The sequence below is a fragment of the Corynebacterium comes genome, from assembly GCF_009734405.1.
GTDB classification, from domain to species: Bacteria; Actinomycetota; Actinomycetes; order Mycobacteriales; family Mycobacteriaceae; genus Corynebacterium; species Corynebacterium comes.
Genome location: NZ_CP046453.1, coordinates 1,357,720 through 1,377,177, shown reverse-complemented (window position 1 = coordinate 1,377,177; position 19,458 = coordinate 1,357,720). Strand labels below are relative to the sequence as shown.

Sequence of the window (19,458 nt, the reverse complement as noted above, 5' to 3'; positions counted from 1 at the left end):
GAATACTGAACATGAGCAGATACATGGGTACCGAGACCGAATACGGCATCTCCACCCCCGGGAACCCGGGTCTGAGCCCCATCGTCACCTCCACCCACGCGGTGGTGGCGTACGCCGCGATGAACACCGGCGCCCGGTCCCGCTGGGACTACGAGGAGGAGTTCCCGCTCCGGGACACCCGCGGCTTCGACCTGCGCCGTTACCGCACGGTGCCGGTCGTGGAGCCCGATGCGGTGGGTGTCGCCAACGTGGTCACCACCAACGGCGCCCGCTTCTACGTCGACCACGCGCACCCCGAGTACTCCTCCCCGGAGGTGTCCAACGCCTACGACGCCATGGTCTACGACGCCGCGGGGGACCTCATCCTGCTCAAGGCCGCAGCGGACGTGGCCGAGCTGTACGGGCAGGGCATGTCCGTCCTCCTGCACCACGACCCGTGCCCGCCGTTGAAGATCTACAAGAACAACGTCGACGGCAAGGGAGCGTCCTACGGCGCGCACGAGAACTACCAGTACTCGCGCGAGACGGACTTCGAGGTGCTGACCCAGGCGCTCATCCCGTTCTTCGTCACCCGCAACGTCATCATCGGGGCCGGACGCATCGGGATCGGCGAGGCAGGGGAGCGCGATGGTTTCCAGATCTCCCAGCGTGCGGACTACTTCCACCAGGAGATCTCGCTGGAGACCACCCTCAACCGCGGCATCGTCAACACCCGCGACGAGCCCCACGCCAACGCCGTGCGGTTCCGCCGCCTGCACACCATCGTCGGCGACGCCAACATGTCGCAGACCTCGACATTCCTCAAGCTCGGCATGACCAAGCTGGTCATCGACGCCATCGAGGCCGGCGTCGACTTCTCCGACCTGCGGCTGAAGGATCCGGTCGCCGAGATCAAGAACGTCTCCCACGACCTCACCCTCACCCACCGTCTCATGCTCCGCGACGGCCGCGAGCTCACCGCCCTGGAGATCCTCGCCGTCTACCGCGCGCGCGTCTCCGCGGGCGACGACGTGGACGAGCGCGTCATCGCCCTGTGGGGCGAGGTCATGGAGCTGCTTTCCGACGACCCCCTCAGAACCTCCCACCTGCTCGACTGGACCGCCAAGTGGGCCCTGATCAAGGGCTACCTCGACCGCGGCGTCGACATCGCCGACCCCAAGCTCAAGCTCATCGACCTGCAGTACGCCGACATTGACCCGGCGAAGTCCCTGTACCACGCACTCGTGCGCAAGGGTCGCATGGTCACCCTGGCCACCGAGGAGGAGATCCGGGAGGCCGCGCAGACCCCGCCGGCCGATTCCCGCGCCTGGTTCCGCGGCGCCGTGTCCGCCCGTTTCGGTGAGGACGTCATCGCCGCGAGCTGGCAGACGATGATCATCAAGTACAGCGACGGGACCGCCCGCCTGCAGACCAACGACGTGGACAAGTTCACCCGCGAGCACGTCGGGGACATCATCAACTCGGCCGGGAACACCGACGAACTGCTCGCCGGCCTGGCGCAGATCGGGCTCGAGGCCGAGCACTACATCACCCACCACAACAAGACCGACATCAACAAGCCTCACCAGCACTAGCAAAGGAGACCCCATCATGACCGGACCCCAGACCCAGGTGACCGCCGGCGGCGGCGAGAACAACGACGACGCCCACGAGACCGGTGCCGGGCAGGCCCAGCTGAACACCACGGGCACCGACGATCTGCTCGACGAGATCGACGGGCTGCTCGAGACTAACGCCGAGGAGTTCGTCCGCTCGTACGTGCAGAAGGGCGGTCAGTAGTCGCTCATGAGCAGTGCCACTGAGGGACGTCTGTTCGCCCGCCGCATCGTCGGCGTGGAAACCGAGTACGGCATCACCGCGGTCACCGGCGGCGGTGGCCGTACCCTGAGCCCGGACGAGATCGCCCGGTATCTGTTCCGGCCGATCGTGTCGCGCTACGCCAGCTCGAACATCTTCACGCCCAACGGCTCCCGTCTGTACCTGGACGTGGGCTCCCACCCGGAGATCGCCACCGCCGAATGCGACAGCCTCACCCAGCTGCTCAACCACGAGCAGGCGGGAGACCGGATAGTCGATGAGCTGGCGCAGCAGTCGGAGGCGGCGCTGGCCGCGGACGGCATCGACGGGCGTGTCTACCTGTTCAAGAACAACGTCGACTCGGTGGGCAACTCCTACGGCTGCCACGAGAACTACCTCGTCGGCCGTCACCTTCCGCTGCGCAGCCTGGGCAAGCAGCTCCTGCCGTTCATGATCACCCGTCAGCTCATCTGCGGCGCGGGCATGGTCGGCCGGGCGGGCGGCGGTTTCGACGCCGGTTTCCTCATCTCCCAGCGCGCCGACCAGGTGTGGGAGGGCATCTCTTCGGCCACGACGAGGGCACGGCCGATCATCAACACCCGTGATGAGCCGCACGGCGACTCCGAGCGTTTCCGCCGCATGCACGTCATCGTGGGTGACTCCAACATGTCCGAGACCACCTTCGCGCTCAAGGTCGGTGCCACGATGCTGGTGCTGGAGATGATCGAGGCCGGGGTCGAGCTGCCCGACTTCGAGATGGACAACCCCATCGGCCACATCCGGGACATCGCCCGCGACATGACCGGTTCGACCCTGCTGCTGCTCAAGGACGGTGGCACCGTCACCGCACTCGAGGTGCAGGAGGCCACCCTGGCCGCCGCCACGGACTGGCTGGACGAGCGCCCCGACGAGGGCACCCCCACCGGGGAACTGCGCCGGGTGGTCGACCTGTGGACCCGCCAGCTCGAGGCGATCCGCACGCAGGACTTCTCGCGCGTGGACCGCGAGATCGACTGGGTGATCAAGCTCAACCTGCTCAACCGCTACCGGGAGCGGGTGGGGGAGGAGTGGACCCACCCGAAGCTCGCCCAGGTCGATCTGGCCTACCATGATATCCGGCCTGGCAGGGGCCTGTTTCCCCTGCTGGAGACCAGGGGTCTGGTGGACCGGTGGACGGATGACGAGGCGATCGCGCGGGCCGTCGATACGCCGCCGGAGACCACCCGCGCGCACCTGCGCGGGCGTTTCATCGCCGCCGCCGCAGAACTCGGCGCGTCCATCACCACCGACTGGGTCCACCTGAAGGTCAACGAGCCGGAACCCCGCGTGGTGGATCTTCTCGACCCTTTTCAGCCGGTTGACGAGCGCGTGGACCACCTGCTGGCCTATCTTGATGAGAACGCCGGTTCCTACGGGAGGGACTAGATGGTCAAAACGCAGCTGGCGGTCAGCAGACTCACCAACCTGGTGTTCGCGCTGATCGACGCAGATCGCAACGGCGGGCGGATGCTCACCCCCGCATGGATCCGCGAGCACGTCAACGGCTATCAGGGGCTCCAGGACGATGCGTTCCTGACCAAGCTGCGACGCGACATCGCGACCCTCGGGCGGGCCGGAGTGCCGCTGACCTCGTCGCCCTCGGGCGACGGCGTGACCACCTACCGTCTGCTGTCGGACCAGTACGACCTCCCCGAGGTCACCTTCACCCCGGAGGAGGCGGCCGTGCTCGGCCTCGCCGGCGAGATGGGGCAGAGCAGTGAGCTGGGCGCCTTCGCCCGCTCAGGCTGGACCAAGCTCGCGGCGTCGGGTGTGAGCCGTGACCTCTCCCAGGCTCCGGTGTTCACCAACGTCAATGATCTGCACCGGCTGCCCCCGGAACTTCTCAAGGACACCCTCACCATCATTCGCCAGGGTCTGCGCATGACCTTCGACTACCTGGCCACCCCCACCTCTGAGCCGGTGCGGCGTGTGATGGACGCGTGGAGCCTCGTGCCGCTCCACGACCGGTTCTACCTCGTGGGCCACGACATCGAGCGCGACGAGCCACGGTGCTTCCGCATCCGCCGCATCCGCAACGTCCGCGCACTACGCACCAGGGCCACACACACCGAACCGCCGGAGAACCCGCAGGACATCGTCGAGAAGTCGCTGCGTGTCGGCCGTCGACGTATCGACGCCGTCCTGAGCATCCCCCCGGGAACCGCCCTCGAGCTCGCGGAGGCGGGCACCCGCCGCCACGACGGCCTCGTGGAGCTTCTCGACGTAGACCGGGACTGGCTGGCCCGCACCGCCGCCGGCTTTGCCCCGGCCGTGGTCGTACACGAACCTGCCGACGTCCGCGCCGACATCCTCGCCCTGCTGAAGGATGTGGCCCCCTGATGGCCCGGACCACCGATTCCCCCGGGAAGCTGGACACCCTCGTCCGGGCGCTCAACCTCATCCCGTACTTCCAGGCGCACCCCGAACGCAGCGTGCTGGAGGCGGCCAAGGACCTCGGCCGGGACCCGGCCGAACTCATCGACGAACTCGGTCGACTGGCCTGCTGCGGTATCGGCACCTGGCCGGAGGAGCTGGTCGACCTGACCGCGTCCTATCAGCGGGTGCAGATCGCCAATTCGCAGGGCATGGACATGCCGCTGCGGCTGACGCCCACGGAAGCCGGGGCGCTGCTTCTCACGCTCGAGTCCCTGGAGGCCACCCCGGGGCTCACCGACCGGGAGGCGGTGATCTCCGCGGCCGCCAAGCTCCGCGGTCTCCTGGGGCCCGAGGCCGTGGCCATCTTCGACTCCATCGCCGCGGACGACCCAGCGGAGCGGAGCTCGCAGGAGATCCTCCGCGAGGCGATGGAGACCGGACGGAAGGTGAGCTTCACCTACCGGTCTTTCGCCTCGGACAGCGCCAGCGTCCGCGTCGTCCATCCCGCCCGGATCTTCGTCACCGGCGGCGAAACCTACCTGACCGCCTGGGAGGAGGAATCCGGGCAGCACAAGAACTTCCGGGGTGACCGGATGCGGGGGGTCATGATCCTCGACGATCCCGCCACGCCGCATCTGGAGAAGCTGCCCTTCGACTCCGACGATCCCTTCGGTTACCGGATGATCGCGGAACAGGCCGACCTTCTCCTGCATCCGGACCACACGTGGCTCGCGGACTATTTCCCTGTCACCCTCGGCGAGGTCACGGACGAGGGCTGGGTCCGTGCCAGGATGCCGGTGGGATCGAAGGAGTGGCTGATCCGCTTCGCCCTGGGCCAGTCCGACCGGCTCAGGGTGGTCGGCCCGCCGGAGTTGGTGGGGGAGATAGATCACTCAGCGGCATCCGCCCTGACCGCGTATGATGATGCGCCAGACCGGTAATGCGAAGTGTTACCGTGGCCCTGTCCGCCCTGATTTCCACTGAAAGGCTCTCATGCCCAACATCGGTCCCACCGAGCTCATCATCCTTGTCGTCGTGCTGATTCTGCTGTTCGGCGCGAAGAAGCTTCCCGATGCGGCGCGCTCCCTCGGACGGTCGATGCGCATCTTCAAGTCAGAGGTCAAGGAGATGAGCAACGACGATCAGCCGCAGCCGGGGCAGCAGCCCCAGCCGGGCCAGATCGCCGCTCCTCAGCAGGACTACTGGGATCAGCCCCAGAACCAGCCGAACCCGCAGGCGGGTCAGCCGCAGCAGGGCCAGCAGTACCCGAACCAGCCGAACCAGCAGTAGACCGGGGTCACGTCGACAATGTCCCAGTCCGGTGACGTCACCCGGCAGCGCCCGCGCCTGAGGAAGAGGAAGAGCCCGTCGACCGGCGAAATGTCGCTGGTCGAACACCTCCAGGAACTGCGCCGCCGCGTGATCATCTCCCTGGCCGCCCTGCTCGTGGGCACAGTGCTGGGTTTCATGTGGTATCAGTACAGTCCCCTCGGGCTCAGCCCGCTGGGTGAGATTCTGCGTGGCCCCTACTGTGCGCTCCCGCCGGAGAACCGCGCCGATTTCACGGCCGACGGCGAGTGCCGCCTGCTGGCGACGGGCCCCTTCGAGATGTTCATGCTCCGCCTCAAGGTGGGTGCCCTGGCCGGCCTGGTGCTCTCATCCCCGGTGTGGCTGTACCAGATCTGGGCCTTCATCGTCCCGGGCCTGCACAAGAAGGAACGTCGCGGCACCTTCACCTTCGTCACCCTCGCTGTGCTGCTCTTCAGCGCCGGCGCGGTGCTGGCCTACTTCGTCGTGCACTACGGCCTGGATTTCCTGCTCACCGTCGGTGACGAGACCCAGGTGGCGGCTCTCACCGGTGAGCGTTACTACAACTTCCTGCTCGCGCTCCTGCTCATCTTCGGCGTGAGCTTCGAGGTGCCCCTGATCATCGTGATGCTCAACATCGTGGGCATCCTCGAGTACGAGACGATCAAGGACAAGCGGCGCGTGATCATCCTCTCGCTGTTCCTCTTCGCCGCGTTCATGACGCCGGGCCAGGATCCTTTCTCCATGGTGATCCTCGCCCTCGCCCTGACCATTCTGGTGGAGATGGCGATGCAGTTCGTCCGCTGGAACGACAAGCGTCGCCAGCGCAGGCGTCCCGAGTGGATGGACCTCAACGACGACGCCGCCTCCCCCCTGAGCACCGGCCCCGGTGGCGTCGACGCCCCGGCTCCGGTGAGCGCCCCGGCCCCCGTGGAGCCCTCCCGTCCGGCCGGTGGCGGATCGTACGGCGACTTCGACGACGTGCTCTGAGAATTCCCGCGCTCAGGAGACCTTCTCTTTCAGTAACCTGGGTGCCATGGACGTCAACGACAGTCATGTGAGTCACCTCGCGGAGTTCACCGCCCGCCTGAGCTTCCCGCTGGATGACTTCCAGCTCCAGGGGTGTCAGGCGGTGGAGGAGGGGCATGGTGTGCTGGTGTGTGCCCCGACGGGTGCCGGCAAGACCATCGTCGGAGAGTTCGCGGTGTCGCTGGCACTGTCGCGGGGGACGAAGTGCTTCTACACCACACCGATCAAGGCGCTGAGCAACCAGAAGTACCACGACCTGGTCAAGGCCCACGGTGAAGACGTGGTCGGTCTGCTCACCGGAGACGTGTCGATCAACAGCAACGCCGAGATCGTCGTCATGACGACCGAGGTGCTGCGCAACATGATCTACGCCGCCTCCCCGACGCTCGACCGTCTGAGCCACGTGGTGATGGATGAGATCCACTACCTCGCGGACCGGGAACGCGGCGCCGTGTGGGAGGAGGTCATCCTCAACCTCGACGAACGGGTGAACATCATCGGCCTGTCCGCGACCGTCTCCAACTCGGAGGAGTTCGGTGACTGGCTGTCCACCGTCCGCGGCGACACCACCGTGGTGGTCACCGACCTTCGCCCGGTTCCGCTGGAGCAGTGGATGATGGTCGGCCGGAAGATCTACCCGCTGTTTGAACCCGGCACCGGCGGCCAGGTCAACCGCGAGCTGGAGGAGCGCATCGAGCGGATGGAGTCCGCCCAGGCGGAGGAGGGTCGCTCCGACTGGGAGTCCGGTCACGGTTTCCGCGCGCGTGCGGAGGGCCGCCGGGCGGGCGTCAAACGCCCGGAGGATCGTCAGCGTCCGGTGGGGCGTCCCGATGTCATCCGGGTGTTGCAGAGCATGAAGATGCTGCCTGCGATCACCTTCATCTTCTCCCGGGCGGGCTGTGACGGTGCGCTCTTCCAGTGCGTGCGCTCCAATCTGGTCCTGACCAGCCCGGAGGAGTCGGAGCGCATCGAGCAGATCATCAACGAAGGCGTCGAGGGCATCCCCCTGGAGGACCTCGAGGTGCTGCAGTTCTCCCAGTGGAAGACGGCCCTCAAGCGCGGTTTCGCCGCCCACCATGCGGGCATGCTGCCCGCGTTCCGCCACATCGTGGAGAAGCTCTTCGTCCAGGGACTGCTGCGTGCGGTGTTCGCCACCGAGACGCTCGCGTTGGGCATCAACATGCCTGCACGCAGCGTGGTGCTGGAGAAACTGGTCAAGTTCGACGGTGAGAGTCACGTCGACCTCACCCCTGGCCAGTACACCCAGCTCACGGGCAGGGCAGGACGTCGCGGCATCGACGTCATCGGACACGCGGTGGTGCAGTGGTCACCGGCCATGGACCCGAAGGCGGTGGCGGGGCTGGCGTCGACACGCACGTACCCGTTGATCTCCACGTTCGCCCCCGGCTACAACATGGCCGTCAACCTGCTCAACATGATCGGATTCGAGCCCTCGCTGCGCCTGCTGGAGAAGTCCTTCGCCCAGTACCAGGCCGACGGGTCCGTCGTCGATGACGTCCGCGAGATCGAGCGCGCCGAACACCGGGTCCGTGAGCTGCGCTCCCAGCTCGCCGACACCATCGCCTCCTTCGCCCCACCCGCCCGCGACGGCGAGGATCCGACCGTCCTGCTCATGGACTACATGCGCCTGCGCCGTGAACTCAGCGACGAGGAGAAGGCCGCCCGTGTCTACTCCCTGGAGCAGCGGCAGCAGGAGACCGTGACGCTCCTGGGCAGGCTGCAGGTGGGCGACGTCATCGCCATTCCGGGGCGCAAGCACCCGGTGCTGGCGGTGGTGGTCACCCCGGCGAACCAGACCTCCGATCCTCGTCCGTGGGTGACCACGGAACAGGGCTGGTCCGGGCGTATCGACGCCTCGTCGTTCGCCAACCCGCCCATCACCCTCGGCCACATGCGCCTGCCCCGCAATGTGACCAAGGAACCGCGCAGGAACACCAGGTACGTCGTCGACCAGTTCCGGCGCCACAGCTTCGGCCGCCCGAAGAAGATACGCGAAGCAGCCCGGGTGCGTGACTCCGCCAAGGTCATCGAACTGCGTTCCGCCCTGCGCGCACACCCGGTGCACACCTGGCCGCCCACCGACCGGGAGCAGCTGGCCCGGGTGGGGGAGAAGCTGGCGCGTCGAGAGCGTGAGCTGGACCGTCTGAACTCCCGCATCGAGAAGGCCACCGACACCCTCGGCAGGCACTTCGAGCGCATCATCGCGCTGCTGTCGGAGATGTACTACGTCGAGTTCGAGGGCACCGGACCGGACCGGGTTCCGGTTCTCACTCCCGAGGGCGAGCTGCTGTCCCAGATCCACATCGGCTCCGATCTGCTGGTGGCCCAGTGTCTGCGCCGCGGCATCTGGAATGAGCTGGACCCGGCGGAGCTGGCTGGCACGGTGTCGCTGTGCACCTTCGAGAACCGCAAGTACACCGGGGGGGAACCCAACGCCCCCACCGACCGGATGGCCGCGGCGATCGACGCCACCATGCGTGTCTGGTCTGAGCTGGCGGCCGACGAGAAACGCCACAATCTGCCCATGACCCGGGAGCCGGAGGCCGGTTTCGCTCTGGCCATGCACCAGTGGGCGGCCGGCGCCCCGCTCGGTTATTGTCTGGCCGCCGCGGCCGATTCAGGCGCCGAGATGACCCCGGGCGACTTCGTCCGTTGGTGCCGTCAGGTGATCGACCTTCTCGACCAGGTGGCCAAGACCGCCTACACCGCCGACGTGCAGGCCAACGCCCGGCGCGCGATCAACGCGATCCGCCGGGGGGTCGTGGCGATCGGCTACTAGTCAGTACGCCTGCTGCAGCGCTGCCACCGCTGCGGCGATGGCGCGGCGGTGCGGGGCGACCTGCGCCACGGTGGCGATGCCGGTGTTCACGCCGAGGGGGTCGGTGACCATGGACTGGACCGCGACGATCTCCCCGTTGACGATCACGGGGCCACCGGAGTCTCCCTTGATCGCCTTCGGGTTGTTGTAGAGGATCGCTGCGGAGGTGACGAAGGTGCGCAGGTTGCGTCCCATGGCGATCGGGGATCGTGCGACCACCCGGCCCAACCGCTGCGCAGGGCGGCGGAGGTTGCCGCCGAAACCCTCGGTGACGGTGGGGGCGAGCCAGGGGGCGGGGGACGTCGATACGCGGAGGAGATCCTTCGGCGGTGACGGGGTGTCCAGGCGCAGGACCGCGAGGTCGGTGCGCGGGATGCGCACCGCGCCGAGGACCCGGGCGGGGAAGAAGGCGCCGCTGGCCGAGATCGGCCCGGTGCGTTCGCGCAGGAAGTGGGCGCAGCTGAGCACCAGGTCGGTGCGGGCGTCGGCGGCGGCGTCGAGGTCCGGGCTGATCAGTACGCCGGAGCAGTAGGAACGGCCGGACTTCAGGCGGATGGTGATGGAGGAGGACACATCGCCCCAGGGTAGTGATGCTTAGGATGGGTGGCATGGCTGAACTCTTCGATTCCACCGTGTACGCAGATCGCCTCGTCAAGGCGGCCCGCCTGTGCCGGGTCCGGGGGCTGGCGGGGCTGATCATCGGGACGGGCCCGGAACTGGCGTACCTGACAGGTTCCTGGGTGAGCTCGCATGAACGGTTCACCGCCCTGGTCGTACCCGCCGAGGGCACTCCGGTGTTCGTGGTGCCGGCGACGGATGCCGGTGACGTCGCGCGGTCGGCGGTACCCCGGCTGGACGTCGAGGTCCGCGGGTGGACAGACGGCCAGGACGCGCACGCACTGGCCGTGGCTGCGCTGGGGGAGACAGGTCCGGTGGCGCTGGGTTCCTCGCTGACCACGCTGCATGTGCTCGACCTGCAGCGGAAGCTGGCGGGGCGGGAGACGGTGGCGGCGGCGACCACGCTCAAGGAGCTGTTCATGCGCAAGGATCTCGCGGAGGTCGAGCAGCTGTACCGGGCGGCCACCGCCATCGACCGGGTGCATGAGCGGGTGCCCGCGCTGTTGCGCGTGGGTCGGACGGAGGCGCAGGTGGCCGCCGACCTGCATGCGTTGATCCTCAAGGAGCATGACCAGGTGGACTTCGTCATCGTGGGCTCGGGGCCCAACGGGGCGAACCCGCATCACAGTCACTCCGGCCGGGTGCTCGGGCTCGGCGACGTCGTCGTGGTCGATCTCGGCGGCACCCGGGGACCGGGCTACCACTCGGACTCGACACGCACCTACGTCGTCGGCGGGGTGGAGCACGCGGATCCGGCGGCGGTGGCCGCCTATGAGGTGCTGCAGCGGGCCCACGCGGCCGCGGTGGCTCAGGCCCGCCCGGGTGTGACTGCGGAGTCGGTGGATCAGGCCGCCCGTGAGGTGATCACGCAGGCGGGGTACGGGGAGTACTTCATCCACCGCACTGGGCATGGCATCGGGCTGTCCACCCATGAGGAGCCCTACATCATGGCCGGGAACGATCTGATCCTGGAACCGGGGATGTGCTTCTCCATCGAGCCGGGTATCTACCTGCCCGGCCGGTGGGGAATGAGACTGGAGGATATTGCTGTTGTATCTGATACCAGTGTAGAATTGCTGACACGTCACCAACGAGATCTGAGGTAACCCCCATGAGCAGCACCACCCACGCCCTGTTCGTCGGTCATGGCACCCCCATGAACGCCATCGAGGACAACGACTACACCCGCACCTGGTCGCGGCTCGGCCAGGAGGTCGGTCAGACCGCCCCTCGTGCGATCCTCTCGGTCTCCGCCCACTGGTACACCAAGGGCACCGGCGTCACCGCGATGACCAACCCGCGCACCATCCATGACTTCTGGGGCTTCCCGCCCGAGCTCTCGGCAGTCCAGTACAACGCCCCGGGCGACCCGGAGGTCGCGGAGCTGGTACGCGAGATCGCCAAGCCGACCCTGGTCCAGAACGACCTCGACTGGGGCCTGGACCACGGCACCTGGTCGGTGCTCAAGCACATGTTCCCGGAGGCGAAGATCCCGGTCGTGCAGCTGTCCATCGACGCCTCCAAACCGCTGCACGAGCACGTCGCCCTGGGTTCCCGCCTGGCGAAGCTCGCCACCGACCACAACGTGCTCATCGTCGGTTCCGGCAACGTGGTCCACAACCTCTCCCTGGTGCAGTGGCACGCCGGCGACACCGGTTTCGGCTGGGCCGACTCCTTCGATGAGGCGGCACGCGACATCATGCTCACCGACCCGGACCGTCTGGAGGCGCTCCGCGACCACGAGGGCTACACCCGCTCCGTCCCGACCCCGGACCACTTCCTGCCCCTGGCCTACATCGCCGGCGTCAGCGCCGCGATCGGTGGCGGCGAGGTCGACGTGTTCAACGAACAGCGCACCATGGGCTCACTGTCCATGACGGGATACCGGGTGGCATCCTAGAGGGCATGAACGGCATTCTGCTTCTCGGCGGCCACTCGGACATCGGCGGCGAACTCGCCGCCCGACTGTGCCCCGGGCGCGTGGTCGTGCTCGCGGCCCGTCGGCCCTCCTCGCTTGATGGCGTCGCCGCCCGCCTCCGCGCCGCCGGAGCATCGGACGTCCACACCCTCGACTTCGAGGCGACCGACCTGGCCGGCCACCGGGAGGTGGTGAGGCAGGCCCAGCAGCTCGCCGGTGGAGTGTCCACCGCGATCCTCGCCTTCGGCATCCTCGGCGACCAGACCCGCGCGGAGACGGATGAGACGCACGCCGCGGAGATCGCCACCATCGACTACACCGCCCAGGTGAGCATGCTCACCGTGCTGGCGGACTCGATGCCGCACGGGGAGATCGTCGCCTTCTCCTCGATCGCCGGCTGGCGGGCCCGTCGTGCCAACTACGTCTACGGCTCCACCAAGGCCGGCCTCGACGCCTTCTGCCAGGGGCTGGCTGACCGCCTGCACCACTCCCCGCTGCGCCTGATCACCGCCCGCCCGGGTTTCGTCATCGGTTCCATGACCGCGGGGATGAAGCCCGCCCCCATGTCCGTCACGCCGGCGCAGGTCGCCGACGCAGTCAGCAGAGAGATCCGCACGGGCAGGGGGAGCACCACCCTGTGGATCCCCGGGCGGCTGCGCCTGCTGGCCTGGGTGATGAGGATCGTCCCCCGCCCCGTCTGGCGCCGCATGCCCCGCTGAGGGCGAAAACCTAGCCGCTGACCTCATATTCCCCGTCGCCGGTGGCCAGGTACTCGGTGTGCGGGTACGCCGGGGCGCCGCACCGGTGGCTGCAGCCGACGAAGTGGGTGTGTCCCGTGCCGAGGGCGCCGGAGGAAGCTGCCTGCAGGGCGTCACCACGCACGTCGGAGAGCGCCAGACCGCACTGGCCGGTGCCCACACACGCGGACACGGTACGCAGCGGCGAGTTGACGTCGAAGATCAGACCCTGGGGCGCCAGCACACGCACGACCTGTTCGGCGACGGATTCGCTGAGCCCCTCGATGCGCAGCACCCGGTCGCGGCACAGCGTCACGGGTGCCTCGATGACGTCGAGCATCCGCGCCATTCGTGAGCTCAGGGCGCCGAGTGGCAGTGCTGCGCCGAGGTGCACCAGGCCGTCCTCCTGCGCGAGCCACCCGATCTCACCTGCGGGCGCGACACCCCCGGTCGGGTCCACCTGGAATCCGGCGGAGAGGAGGGCGTCGAGAAGCGCGGCGTCGGAACGCGCGTAGAGGCGCAGGCGGGCAGCTTCGGTGAGGTGCAGGCGGGAGGAGGCGTACTCGTCCGCGAGGGAGGCCAGCGGCTCCCAACCGCCGGGGGCGACCACCCCGGCGGGCGGGGCGAGGTCAATGAAGGCAGGCAGAATATCTGTCACGCCTGAGGAGTCTAGTTACAGTGGGGGTGGTGTTCACCAATCGTGCGGCCGACCCCCGGGTCCCCCGGGCGGGCGTGGGCGCGACCATGGCCCGGGCCTGGTTCCCGCTGGCGCATGAGGTGGGCAGGGGAGTGGCCCGCCGACTCATGGGCCGCGAGGGGCATCCGCGCCGACCGGGCTTCACCGAGTGGGAGGCGGAGCCGAGCTTCGACGACGCCACGTGGGTGATCGGCGAGAAGCCGGGGACGCTGCTGGCCTCCGCACCCATGCGTCTGCTGGGCACCTCAGGCAGGTCGAACCCCGCGACGGCCTGGCGCATCGAGTACGTCACCACCGACGCCCGCGACCGGACCATCACCGCGACCGGCGCCTTCCTGCGTTCGCACCGCCCCTGGTCCGGCGGCCCACGCCCGGTCGTCGCCTTCGCGCCCTCGACCCAGGGCGTGGCGAAGCACTGCGACCCCTCATACAGCTGTTCCGTGGGCATGAGCGTCACCCTCGACGGACCCGTCGACATCGTGGCCTCCTACGAGTTGCCCGCCGTCACCATGCTGCTCGCCGCCGGCGCCCACGTCGTGCTCACCGACTACCCGCGGGACCCGGACTTCGACTGGCAGCTCTACTGCGACCACCCCTCCGGCGGCCGTGCGCTCGTCGACGCCGTCCGTGCCGCCCGTTCCCTCGGCCTCTCAGCGGACGCACCGGTGGGAATGTGGGGCTTCTCCCAGGGTGGGGCAGCGGTGGGCATGGCGCTGGAGCGCCCCGGCTACGCGCCTGACGTGACGGCCCGTGCCGCTGTGGTGGGTGCCCCGCCCTCCCGCCTGAACGAGGTCCTGCGCCATCTCGACGGCTCCCTGGTCACCGGCGTGCTCTCCTACGCGGTCGCGGGCCTGCTGGTCGTCTCCCCGGAGATCCGCGCCGAGATCCTCAGCAGCCTCACCCGGGAGGGCATGGACCACTTCCTCGCGGACACCGCCACCTGTGCGGTCAGCTCCGTGTTCACCTCCGGGTGGCGCAGCACGGCCCGCTGGACACACTCCGGTGTGCCCCTCGGCGAGCTTCTCGACGACCTCCCCCACGTCAACGCCGAATTCGACCGTCGTGAACTCGGTGCTGCGGGCCCGTCCGTTCCCGTGTTGTTGTGGGGTTCGCGTAATGACGACGTCGTCCCCGTCCAGCAGGTCCTCGACCTGCGGGACGCATGGCGTGCGCAGGGCACCCGGATCACCTGGCTCGAGGACCGCACACCGAGGCTTCCGGGCAGGACCGGCGCGAACCATTTCGGGCCCTATTACCGGCATCTGCCCGGAAACGTCGGCTGGTTGATCGATCAACTGTGCAGGTAGTGTGGCAGACGTGCCGTTGATCTTCGCAATCTTCCCCCTACTTTTCATCGAGGCCCTGACCTTCTGGGCGGTCGCCTCCTGGCTCGGCGTCGGCTGGGCCCTGCTCCTGCTGTTCGCCCTGATGGCCCTGGGGCTGGTCAGCGCGTTCGTGGAGATGCAGCGCGTCGGCCGCCTGGCCGCCGCCCAGCGCATCAGCGCCGGCCGTCTGGCGGGTGATTACGGCCTGCTCACCGCCGGCGCCATTCTCGCGGGCACCCCCGGTATCGCGTCATCTGTGGTGGGCCTGTTCCTGATCTTCCCTCCGACCCGCTCCCTGGCGCGCAGGATGCTCGCCGCGAAGCTGGTCAAGTCCATCGAGAACCTCGGTGTGCGCAGTTTCGAGGCCACCAACGCGAACCGTTCCACCACCAGCTACGGCAGCTTCGTCGATCCGGAAGGCCAGCGCTCCGACGAGCCCGCAGGCGAGGTCATCGAGGAATCCGAGATCGAGGAATGGACCCGCAACATCCGCCCCGAGGACTTCGGCGGGGATTCCACCGGCGGCAAGCCGGGGGACAGGGAGTGACCCTCCTGCTGCGCCTGTTCCTCGCCGCAGCCTCCGGCTTCCTCGCCTTCACCTCCAACGAACCGTTGGGCTGGTGGTTCATGGCCGTCTTCGGCATGGCGGGGCTCTACATCAGCCTGATGCCCTGGAAGGGGCGCCCCGGGCCGTCCTTGCGCGCGGGCGCTCTGCTCGGATTCGTCCACGCCCTGGTGCTCTACCTGTTCATGCTGCCGTGGATCGGCGAGTTCGTGGGGAACCTGCCCTACGTGGCGCTCGCCCTCTTCTGCGCCCTCTCCGCGCTGATCACCGGCCTGGGCGGCGTGGCTGTCGCGCGCTGGCGCTACGGATTCCTCGCCTTCCCCTTCGTCTACCTGTTCGTCGAATGGGTACGCAGCTCCTTCCCCTTCGGCGGTTTCGCCTGGGTGCGCCTGGCCTGGGGCCAGATCAACGGGCCGCTGGCCAACCTCGTCGTCTGGGGTGGCCCCGCGTTGGTCACCCTGGCCACCGTGATGGTCGGTGCCGGACTCGCGGGCCTGTTCGTCCGGGACCGTCGGGTCCGGGTGACGGCGGTTGTCATGGCGATCGTGCCCCTGCTGGCCGGACTGCTCACCGGCCTGACCGTGGTCAACCACGAAGACGCAACCGTCGGCGACGTCACCGTCGCCGCAGTCCAGGGCAACGTCCCGCGCATGGGCCTGGACTTCAACGCCCAGCGCCGGGCGGTGCTGGGCAATCACGTCAAGGTCACCGAACAGCTTGCCGCGCAGGTGGGGGAGAGCGGTCAGGAACTCGACCTGGTCATCTGGCCCGAGAACTCCTCCGACGTCAATCCCTTCGCCGACGAGCGTGCCGGCGAGCTGGTCGACCGGGGGGTCGCGGCCGTGGATGCGCCGGTGCTGGTGGGCACCATCACCCGCGACGAGGTCGGCGACCGCAACACCATGGTCGTGATGGACCCGGAGACCGGCCGGGGCGACCACCACCACAAGCACTTCCTCCAGCCCTTCGGCGAATACATGCCCCTGCGGGACTTCTTCCGAATGTTCTCGCCCTACGTGGACCAGGCCGGCGACTTCAAGCCCGGCCCGCCCGAGTTCACGGTCCGCATGCGGGACGTCATCGTGGGCGTGGCCACCTGCTACGAGGTGGCCTTCGACCCGGCCTACCGCCAGGCGGTCCTGGACGGCGCCCAGCTGCTGAGCACGCCCACCAACAACGCCACCTTCGGCTTCACCGACATGACCTACCAGCAGCTGGCCATGAGCCGGATGCGTGCCATCGAGGTCGACCGGGCCCTGGTCGTTGCCGCCACCTCCGGCGTTTCCGCCATCATCCACCCCGACGGCTCCGTCAGCCAGAAGACCGGGATCTTCCACCCCGGCACCCTCGTGGAGACGCTCCCGCTGCGTGATTCCATCACGTTCGCGGCCCGGTACGGCCAGGTCGTTCAGTGGGGACTTATAATCCTGGGAGGCATGTTCTTGGCCGCCGCCCTGGTGGCCGCCCGCCGGAAGCCGCTTCCTGCCACAGGAAAGCGGCGACCGACAACATCCAGAAGGAGACCATCGTGACCAACCCCAGTGACGCGACCCTGGTTATCATCCCCACCTACAACGAGCTGGAGAACCTCCCGCTCATCGTCGGACGCGTCCGCGCCGCCACCCCGGAGGTCGACATCCTCATCGTCGACGACAACAGCCCCGACGGCACCGGCGCCAAAGCCGATGAGCTCGCGGCCGAGGACGAGCACGTCAACGTCCTCCACCGCGAGGGCAAGGGCGGACTGTGCGGCGCCTACGTGGCGGGTTTCCAGTGGGGTCTGGAGCGCGAATACACCGTCCTGTGCGAGATGGACGCCGACGGCTCCCATGCCCCCGAGCAGCTCCACCTCCTGCTGGCCGAGATCGATGCCGGGGCGGATCTGGTCATCGGTTCCCGTTACGTCCCGGGCGGCAAGGTGGTCAACTGGCCGAAGAAGCGCTGGATCCTGTCCAAGGGTGGAAACGCCTACATCTCGCTGATGCTGGGAGGTGGCCTCTCCGACATGACCGCCGGCTACCGCGCCTACCGTCGCGCGGTGCTCGAGGAGATGGATCTGGATGAGCTGTCGAACGCCGGCTACATCTTCCAGGTTGACCTCGCGTGGCGTGCGAATGTCGCTGGTTTCGACGTCCGCGAGGTTCCCATCACCTTCACCGAGCGTGAGATCGGCGAATCGAAGCTCGACGGCAGCTTCGTCAAGGATTCCCTCTTCGAGGTCACACGCTGGGGCGTCAAGCACCGTGCGGGGCAGCTCGCAGAAATGGCCGGAGTGACCAGGAGTGTCATCGGTTACGAGTACAACCGCTGGAATCGCAACCGCAGGCGCTGATAGATCAGCACTGTGCGGGGGAAGAAAAATCCCCTCCCGAGGCCCTGGGACAGGGTCGGGGAGGGGATCGGTCGTAGGCGAACCTGGGGGTTACTCGCCTTCCTTGGCCTGCTGCTCCTTGAGCAGACGGGCCGCGGAACGACGACGCTTACGCAGCAGCTCGATGCGCTCCTCCAGGAGCACATCCAGTTCCTCGATGGAGCGACGTTCGAGCAGCATGTCCCAGTGAGTACGCGGGGGCTTGACAGGCTTGGACTCGACGCCCTCGCCCTCCATGAGGGTTCCCAGCTGGCCGTTCTTGCACATCCACTCCTCGGGGATCTCCGCGTCCTCGGCGAACGGGACCTCGTAGATCTCGCCGCTGTCTGTGCGGTACTTCACCATCTGGCGCGGGGCAAGGTCGTGGTCGCGGTCAGTTTCATAGCTGACGGCACCCATGCGGCTGCCGCGGAGTACGCGATCTGCCATTGCGGCATCATCCTTTTCGTTGCATTCCCGGGGAACCTAAGCAGGCCATCTCGCCTGGTTCACTTGTAGACGTACCATTATAACGGACTCGCCACCCGGTTTGTTCCCTGCACATGGCAAGGATCGGTTATGGTGTGTCACGTGACGATATCTCCGACCCATCCCGTCACTTCCTGCGCGTGGTGCGGCAAGGAGCTCATGAGCACCGGCCGTGGCAGACCGCGGAAGTACTGCAGCAGATCATGCAAGCAGCGGGCGTATGAACAGCGACACAATGTTGCAGGTACCAGTATCCCGGCGGAAGCAGTTATCATTCATCCGGACCGCGTCGCGGCACTGCGGGATTCGCTCTTCGAATTGCGGTGCGCGGCCGAGGACGTGGCGACCGCATCTGCGGAAGGCGCAGAACCGGAAGAAATGCGCGTCCTCTGCACCGAACTGGTTGCGCTCGCACGGACGATTGAAAAGTTGAGGTAACAAGAGGATGTCCCAGCAGAAATCCGCCAACAAGATCGTCATCGCGATCTTCGTCGTACTCATCGTGGCGCTCGCCCTGGTGGCCGTGGTGCCCGTGCTGGTAGCCGCAGTGATGGGTCCGGGCGTCCGTACTGAAGGACTGTCCGCACAGAACGCCCAGCCGGCGTCGACGGACATCAACGGCGACTGGCAGGTCGCCCATACCCGCGACCAGAACACCACGTCGGTCGGCTTCACCTTCTTCGAGATCCTGCCGTCTGACCGCCGCCAGACCTCCGGCTCCACCCAGGCCGTCGAGGGCTATGCGACGATTGAGGCCGGCACCCTCAGGGCCGGCGAAATCACCGTCGACATGGCCGAGGTGTCCACCGACAATGAGCGGCGCGACATCAACGTCCGCAACAAGATCCTCAACACCAACGAGTTCCCGACGGCCACCTTCAGGATCACCGAACCGGCTGACGTCTCCCAGGTCCCGGGCAACGGAACCCCGGCCAAGCTGACGCTGACCGGCGAGCTGGAGATCCGCGGGGAGACCCGCCCCCTGAGCCACGAGTTTGATGTGCTTCGCGACGCCGAACGTCTCATCGTCTCCGGCGACGTCCTGATCGACCGCCACGAGTACGGCGTCGAATCGCCGGACTTCGTCGCCGCCAAGATCGACGACGTGGGCGAGCTGAACATCCGGCTCGCCCTGGAGAAGAACTGATGACTCCTTCCCGGATGATCCCGATGATCTGGCTGCGCCTGATTGTCATCCTGGCGTTCGGCGTCTTCGTCGCCTGGCAGGGTCATTGGATCGTCGGCATCATCGCCGGCATCCTGGTCCTGGTGTCCGTCTGGCAGCTCTGGTACGCATATCGGCAGCGTGAACGGCAGTAGCGAGATGGGGTCTATTTACGTCACAGTGACGTAAATAGACCGGCCCGGAGG

Annotated in this window: 21 protein-coding genes; 18 read left to right on the top strand and 3 right to left on the bottom strand. The window is 67.5% G+C overall.

The window, feature by feature from the left end:
• The first annotated feature begins 11 nt into the window (after positions 1–11).
• Genes dop through CETAM_RS06610 form a run of 8 tightly spaced genes read left to right on the top strand, consistent with a single transcriptional unit; the run spans position 12 to position 9,349 of the window.
• On the top strand, positions 12–1,574 hold the full coding sequence (gene dop, locus CETAM_RS06645; RefSeq protein WP_156228136.1) for a depupylase/deamidase Dop: 1,563 nt from the start codon (positions 12–14) through the stop codon (positions 1,572–1,574).
• Between the two features lie 16 nt (positions 1,575–1,590).
• Positions 1,591–1,779 (top strand): ubiquitin-like protein Pup, encoded by a 189-nt coding sequence (locus tag CETAM_RS06640; RefSeq protein ID WP_156228134.1) that lies wholly within the window; start codon positions 1,591–1,593, stop codon positions 1,777–1,779.
• 6 nt (positions 1,780–1,785) lie between these two features.
• Positions 1,786–3,222, top strand: coding sequence for a Pup--protein ligase (gene pafA, locus CETAM_RS06635; protein WP_156228132.1), 1,437 nt, complete (start codon positions 1,786–1,788; stop codon positions 3,220–3,222).
• Positions 3,223–4,176, top strand: coding sequence for a helix-turn-helix transcriptional regulator (locus CETAM_RS06630; protein ID WP_156228130.1), 954 nt, complete (start codon positions 3,223–3,225; stop codon positions 4,174–4,176).
• Positions 4,176–5,153 carry a helix-turn-helix transcriptional regulator gene (locus CETAM_RS06625; protein ID WP_156228128.1) on the top strand — a complete coding sequence of 326 codons (978 nt, stop codon included), beginning with the start codon at positions 4,176–4,178 and terminating at the stop codon, positions 5,151–5,153. Before CETAM_RS06630 ends, CETAM_RS06625 begins: the two co-directional genes overlap by 1 nt.
• Positions 5,154–5,205: 52 nt before the next feature.
• Positions 5,206–5,502 carry a Sec-independent protein translocase subunit TatA gene (gene tatA / locus CETAM_RS06620; RefSeq protein ID WP_156228126.1) on the top strand — a complete coding sequence of 99 codons (297 nt, stop codon included), beginning with the start codon at positions 5,206–5,208 and terminating at the stop codon, positions 5,500–5,502.
• 18 nt (positions 5,503–5,520) lie between these two features.
• The gene (gene tatC / locus CETAM_RS06615) at positions 5,521–6,510 is read left to right on the top strand and encodes a twin-arginine translocase subunit TatC (protein WP_407923961.1); all 990 of its coding nucleotides are present in this window, start codon (positions 5,521–5,523) and stop codon (positions 6,508–6,510) included.
• A 46-nt stretch (positions 6,511–6,556) separates the two neighbouring features.
• A complete protein-coding gene (locus CETAM_RS06610; protein WP_156228124.1) occupies positions 6,557–9,349 on the top strand; it encodes a DEAD/DEAH box helicase in 2,793 nt (930 codons plus the stop codon).
• Here CETAM_RS06610 and CETAM_RS06605 read toward each other — a convergent pair whose 3' ends face one another.
• Entirely contained in the window at positions 9,350–9,961 is a 612-nt protein-coding gene (locus CETAM_RS06605; RefSeq protein WP_156228122.1) for a S1 family peptidase, read from the bottom strand.
• Between the two features lie 35 nt (positions 9,962–9,996).
• Here CETAM_RS06605 and CETAM_RS06600 point away from each other — a divergent pair, with 35 nt between their 5' ends.
• The 3 genes from CETAM_RS06600 to CETAM_RS06590 are packed head-to-tail and all read left to right on the top strand — an operon-like array spanning position 9,997 to position 12,643.
• Positions 9,997–11,112 carry a M24 family metallopeptidase gene (locus CETAM_RS06600; RefSeq protein ID WP_156228120.1) on the top strand — a complete coding sequence of 372 codons (1,116 nt, stop codon included), beginning with the start codon at positions 9,997–9,999 and terminating at the stop codon, positions 11,110–11,112.
• 5 nt (positions 11,113–11,117) lie between these two features.
• A complete protein-coding gene (gene ygiD, locus CETAM_RS06595) occupies positions 11,118–11,906 on the top strand; it encodes a 4,5-DOPA-extradiol-dioxygenase (protein ID WP_156228118.1) in 789 nt (262 codons plus the stop codon).
• Positions 11,907–11,911: 5 nt separating this feature from the next.
• Entirely contained in the window at positions 11,912–12,643 is a 732-nt protein-coding gene (locus CETAM_RS06590) for an SDR family oxidoreductase (protein WP_156228116.1), read from the top strand.
• Between the two features lie 10 nt (positions 12,644–12,653).
• Here CETAM_RS06590 and CETAM_RS06585 read toward each other — a convergent pair whose 3' ends face one another.
• A complete protein-coding gene (locus tag CETAM_RS06585) occupies positions 12,654–13,319 on the bottom strand; it encodes a hypothetical protein (protein WP_156228114.1) in 666 nt (221 codons plus the stop codon).
• Between the two features lie 29 nt (positions 13,320–13,348).
• Between CETAM_RS06585 and CETAM_RS06580 the strand changes: the two genes are divergently transcribed.
• From CETAM_RS06580 to CETAM_RS06565, 4 genes are read left to right on the top strand one after another with little or no spacing between them, the layout of a single operon-like run.
• The gene (locus tag CETAM_RS06580; protein WP_231587611.1) at positions 13,349–14,665 is read left to right on the top strand and encodes a lipase family protein; all 1,317 of its coding nucleotides are present in this window, start codon (positions 13,349–13,351) and stop codon (positions 14,663–14,665) included.
• Positions 14,666–14,675: 10 nt separating this feature from the next.
• Complete coding sequence (locus CETAM_RS06575; protein ID WP_156228112.1) at positions 14,676–15,230, top strand: FxsA family protein; 555 nt, start codon at positions 14,676–14,678, stop codon at positions 15,228–15,230.
• Positions 15,227–16,780, top strand: coding sequence for an apolipoprotein N-acyltransferase (lnt, locus tag CETAM_RS06570; RefSeq protein WP_156228110.1), 1,554 nt, complete (start codon positions 15,227–15,229; stop codon positions 16,778–16,780). The genes CETAM_RS06575 and lnt overlap by 4 nt, the downstream gene beginning before the upstream one ends.
• Positions 16,777–17,580, top strand: a complete 804-nt coding sequence (locus tag CETAM_RS06565; RefSeq protein WP_156228108.1) for a polyprenol monophosphomannose synthase — start codon at positions 16,777–16,779, stop codon at positions 17,578–17,580. The genes lnt and CETAM_RS06565 overlap by 4 nt, the downstream gene beginning before the upstream one ends.
• A 90-nt stretch (positions 17,581–17,670) precedes the next feature.
• On the opposite strand, the gene CETAM_RS06560 is transcribed toward CETAM_RS06565, so the two are convergent.
• Positions 17,671–18,048 (bottom strand): RNA polymerase-binding protein RbpA, encoded by a 378-nt coding sequence (locus CETAM_RS06560; protein WP_156228106.1) that lies wholly within the window; start codon positions 18,046–18,048, stop codon positions 17,671–17,673.
• A 129-nt stretch (positions 18,049–18,177) separates the two neighbouring features.
• Between CETAM_RS06560 and CETAM_RS13815 the strand changes: the two genes are divergently transcribed.
• Genes CETAM_RS13815 through CETAM_RS06550 form a run of 3 tightly spaced genes read left to right on the top strand, consistent with a single transcriptional unit; the run spans position 18,178 to position 19,407 of the window.
• The gene (locus CETAM_RS13815; RefSeq protein WP_231587610.1) at positions 18,178–18,525 is read left to right on the top strand and encodes a hypothetical protein; all 348 of its coding nucleotides are present in this window, start codon (positions 18,178–18,180) and stop codon (positions 18,523–18,525) included.
• 7 nt (positions 18,526–18,532) lie between these two features.
• Positions 18,533–19,234, top strand: a complete 702-nt coding sequence (locus CETAM_RS06555; RefSeq protein ID WP_156228104.1) for a YceI family protein — start codon at positions 18,533–18,535, stop codon at positions 19,232–19,234.
• Positions 19,234–19,407: a DUF2919 family protein gene (locus CETAM_RS06550; RefSeq protein WP_156228102.1), complete on the top strand. Its 174-nt coding sequence runs from the start codon at positions 19,234–19,236 to the stop codon at positions 19,405–19,407. Before CETAM_RS06555 ends, CETAM_RS06550 begins: the two co-directional genes overlap by 1 nt.
• The last annotated feature ends 51 nt before the right edge of the window (positions 19,408–19,458 follow it).

Bases quoted from the DNA above. Each gene is read 5' to 3' on its own strand.
- dop (WP_156228136.1), top strand. From the start codon at position 12: ATGAGCAGATACATGGGTACCGAGACCGAATACGGCATCTCCACCCCC.
- CETAM_RS06640 (WP_156228134.1), top strand. From the start codon at position 1,591: ATGACCGGACCCCAGACCCAGGTGACCGCCGGCGGCGGCGAGAACAAC.
- pafA (WP_156228132.1), top strand. From the start codon at position 1,786: ATGAGCAGTGCCACTGAGGGACGTCTGTTCGCCCGCCGCATCGTCGGC.
- CETAM_RS06630 (WP_156228130.1), top strand. From the start codon at position 3,223: ATGGTCAAAACGCAGCTGGCGGTCAGCAGACTCACCAACCTGGTGTTC.
- CETAM_RS06625 (WP_156228128.1), top strand. From the start codon at position 4,176: ATGGCCCGGACCACCGATTCCCCCGGGAAGCTGGACACCCTCGTCCGG.
- tatA (WP_156228126.1), top strand. From the start codon at position 5,206: ATGCCCAACATCGGTCCCACCGAGCTCATCATCCTTGTCGTCGTGCTG.
- tatC (WP_407923961.1), top strand. From the start codon at position 5,521: ATGTCCCAGTCCGGTGACGTCACCCGGCAGCGCCCGCGCCTGAGGAAG.
- CETAM_RS06610 (WP_156228124.1), top strand. From the start codon at position 6,557: ATGGACGTCAACGACAGTCATGTGAGTCACCTCGCGGAGTTCACCGCC.
- CETAM_RS06600 (WP_156228120.1), top strand. From the start codon at position 9,997: ATGGCTGAACTCTTCGATTCCACCGTGTACGCAGATCGCCTCGTCAAG.
- ygiD (WP_156228118.1), top strand. From the start codon at position 11,118: ATGAGCAGCACCACCCACGCCCTGTTCGTCGGTCATGGCACCCCCATG.
- CETAM_RS06590 (WP_156228116.1), top strand. From the start codon at position 11,912: ATGAACGGCATTCTGCTTCTCGGCGGCCACTCGGACATCGGCGGCGAA.
- CETAM_RS06560 (WP_156228106.1), bottom strand. From the start codon at position 18,048: ATGGCAGATCGCGTACTCCGCGGCAGCCGCATGGGTGCCGTCAGCTAT.
- CETAM_RS13815 (WP_231587610.1), top strand. From the start codon at position 18,178: ATGGTGTGTCACGTGACGATATCTCCGACCCATCCCGTCACTTCCTGC.
- CETAM_RS06555 (WP_156228104.1), top strand. From the start codon at position 18,533: ATGTCCCAGCAGAAATCCGCCAACAAGATCGTCATCGCGATCTTCGTC.
- CETAM_RS06550 (WP_156228102.1), top strand. From the start codon at position 19,234: ATGACTCCTTCCCGGATGATCCCGATGATCTGGCTGCGCCTGATTGTC.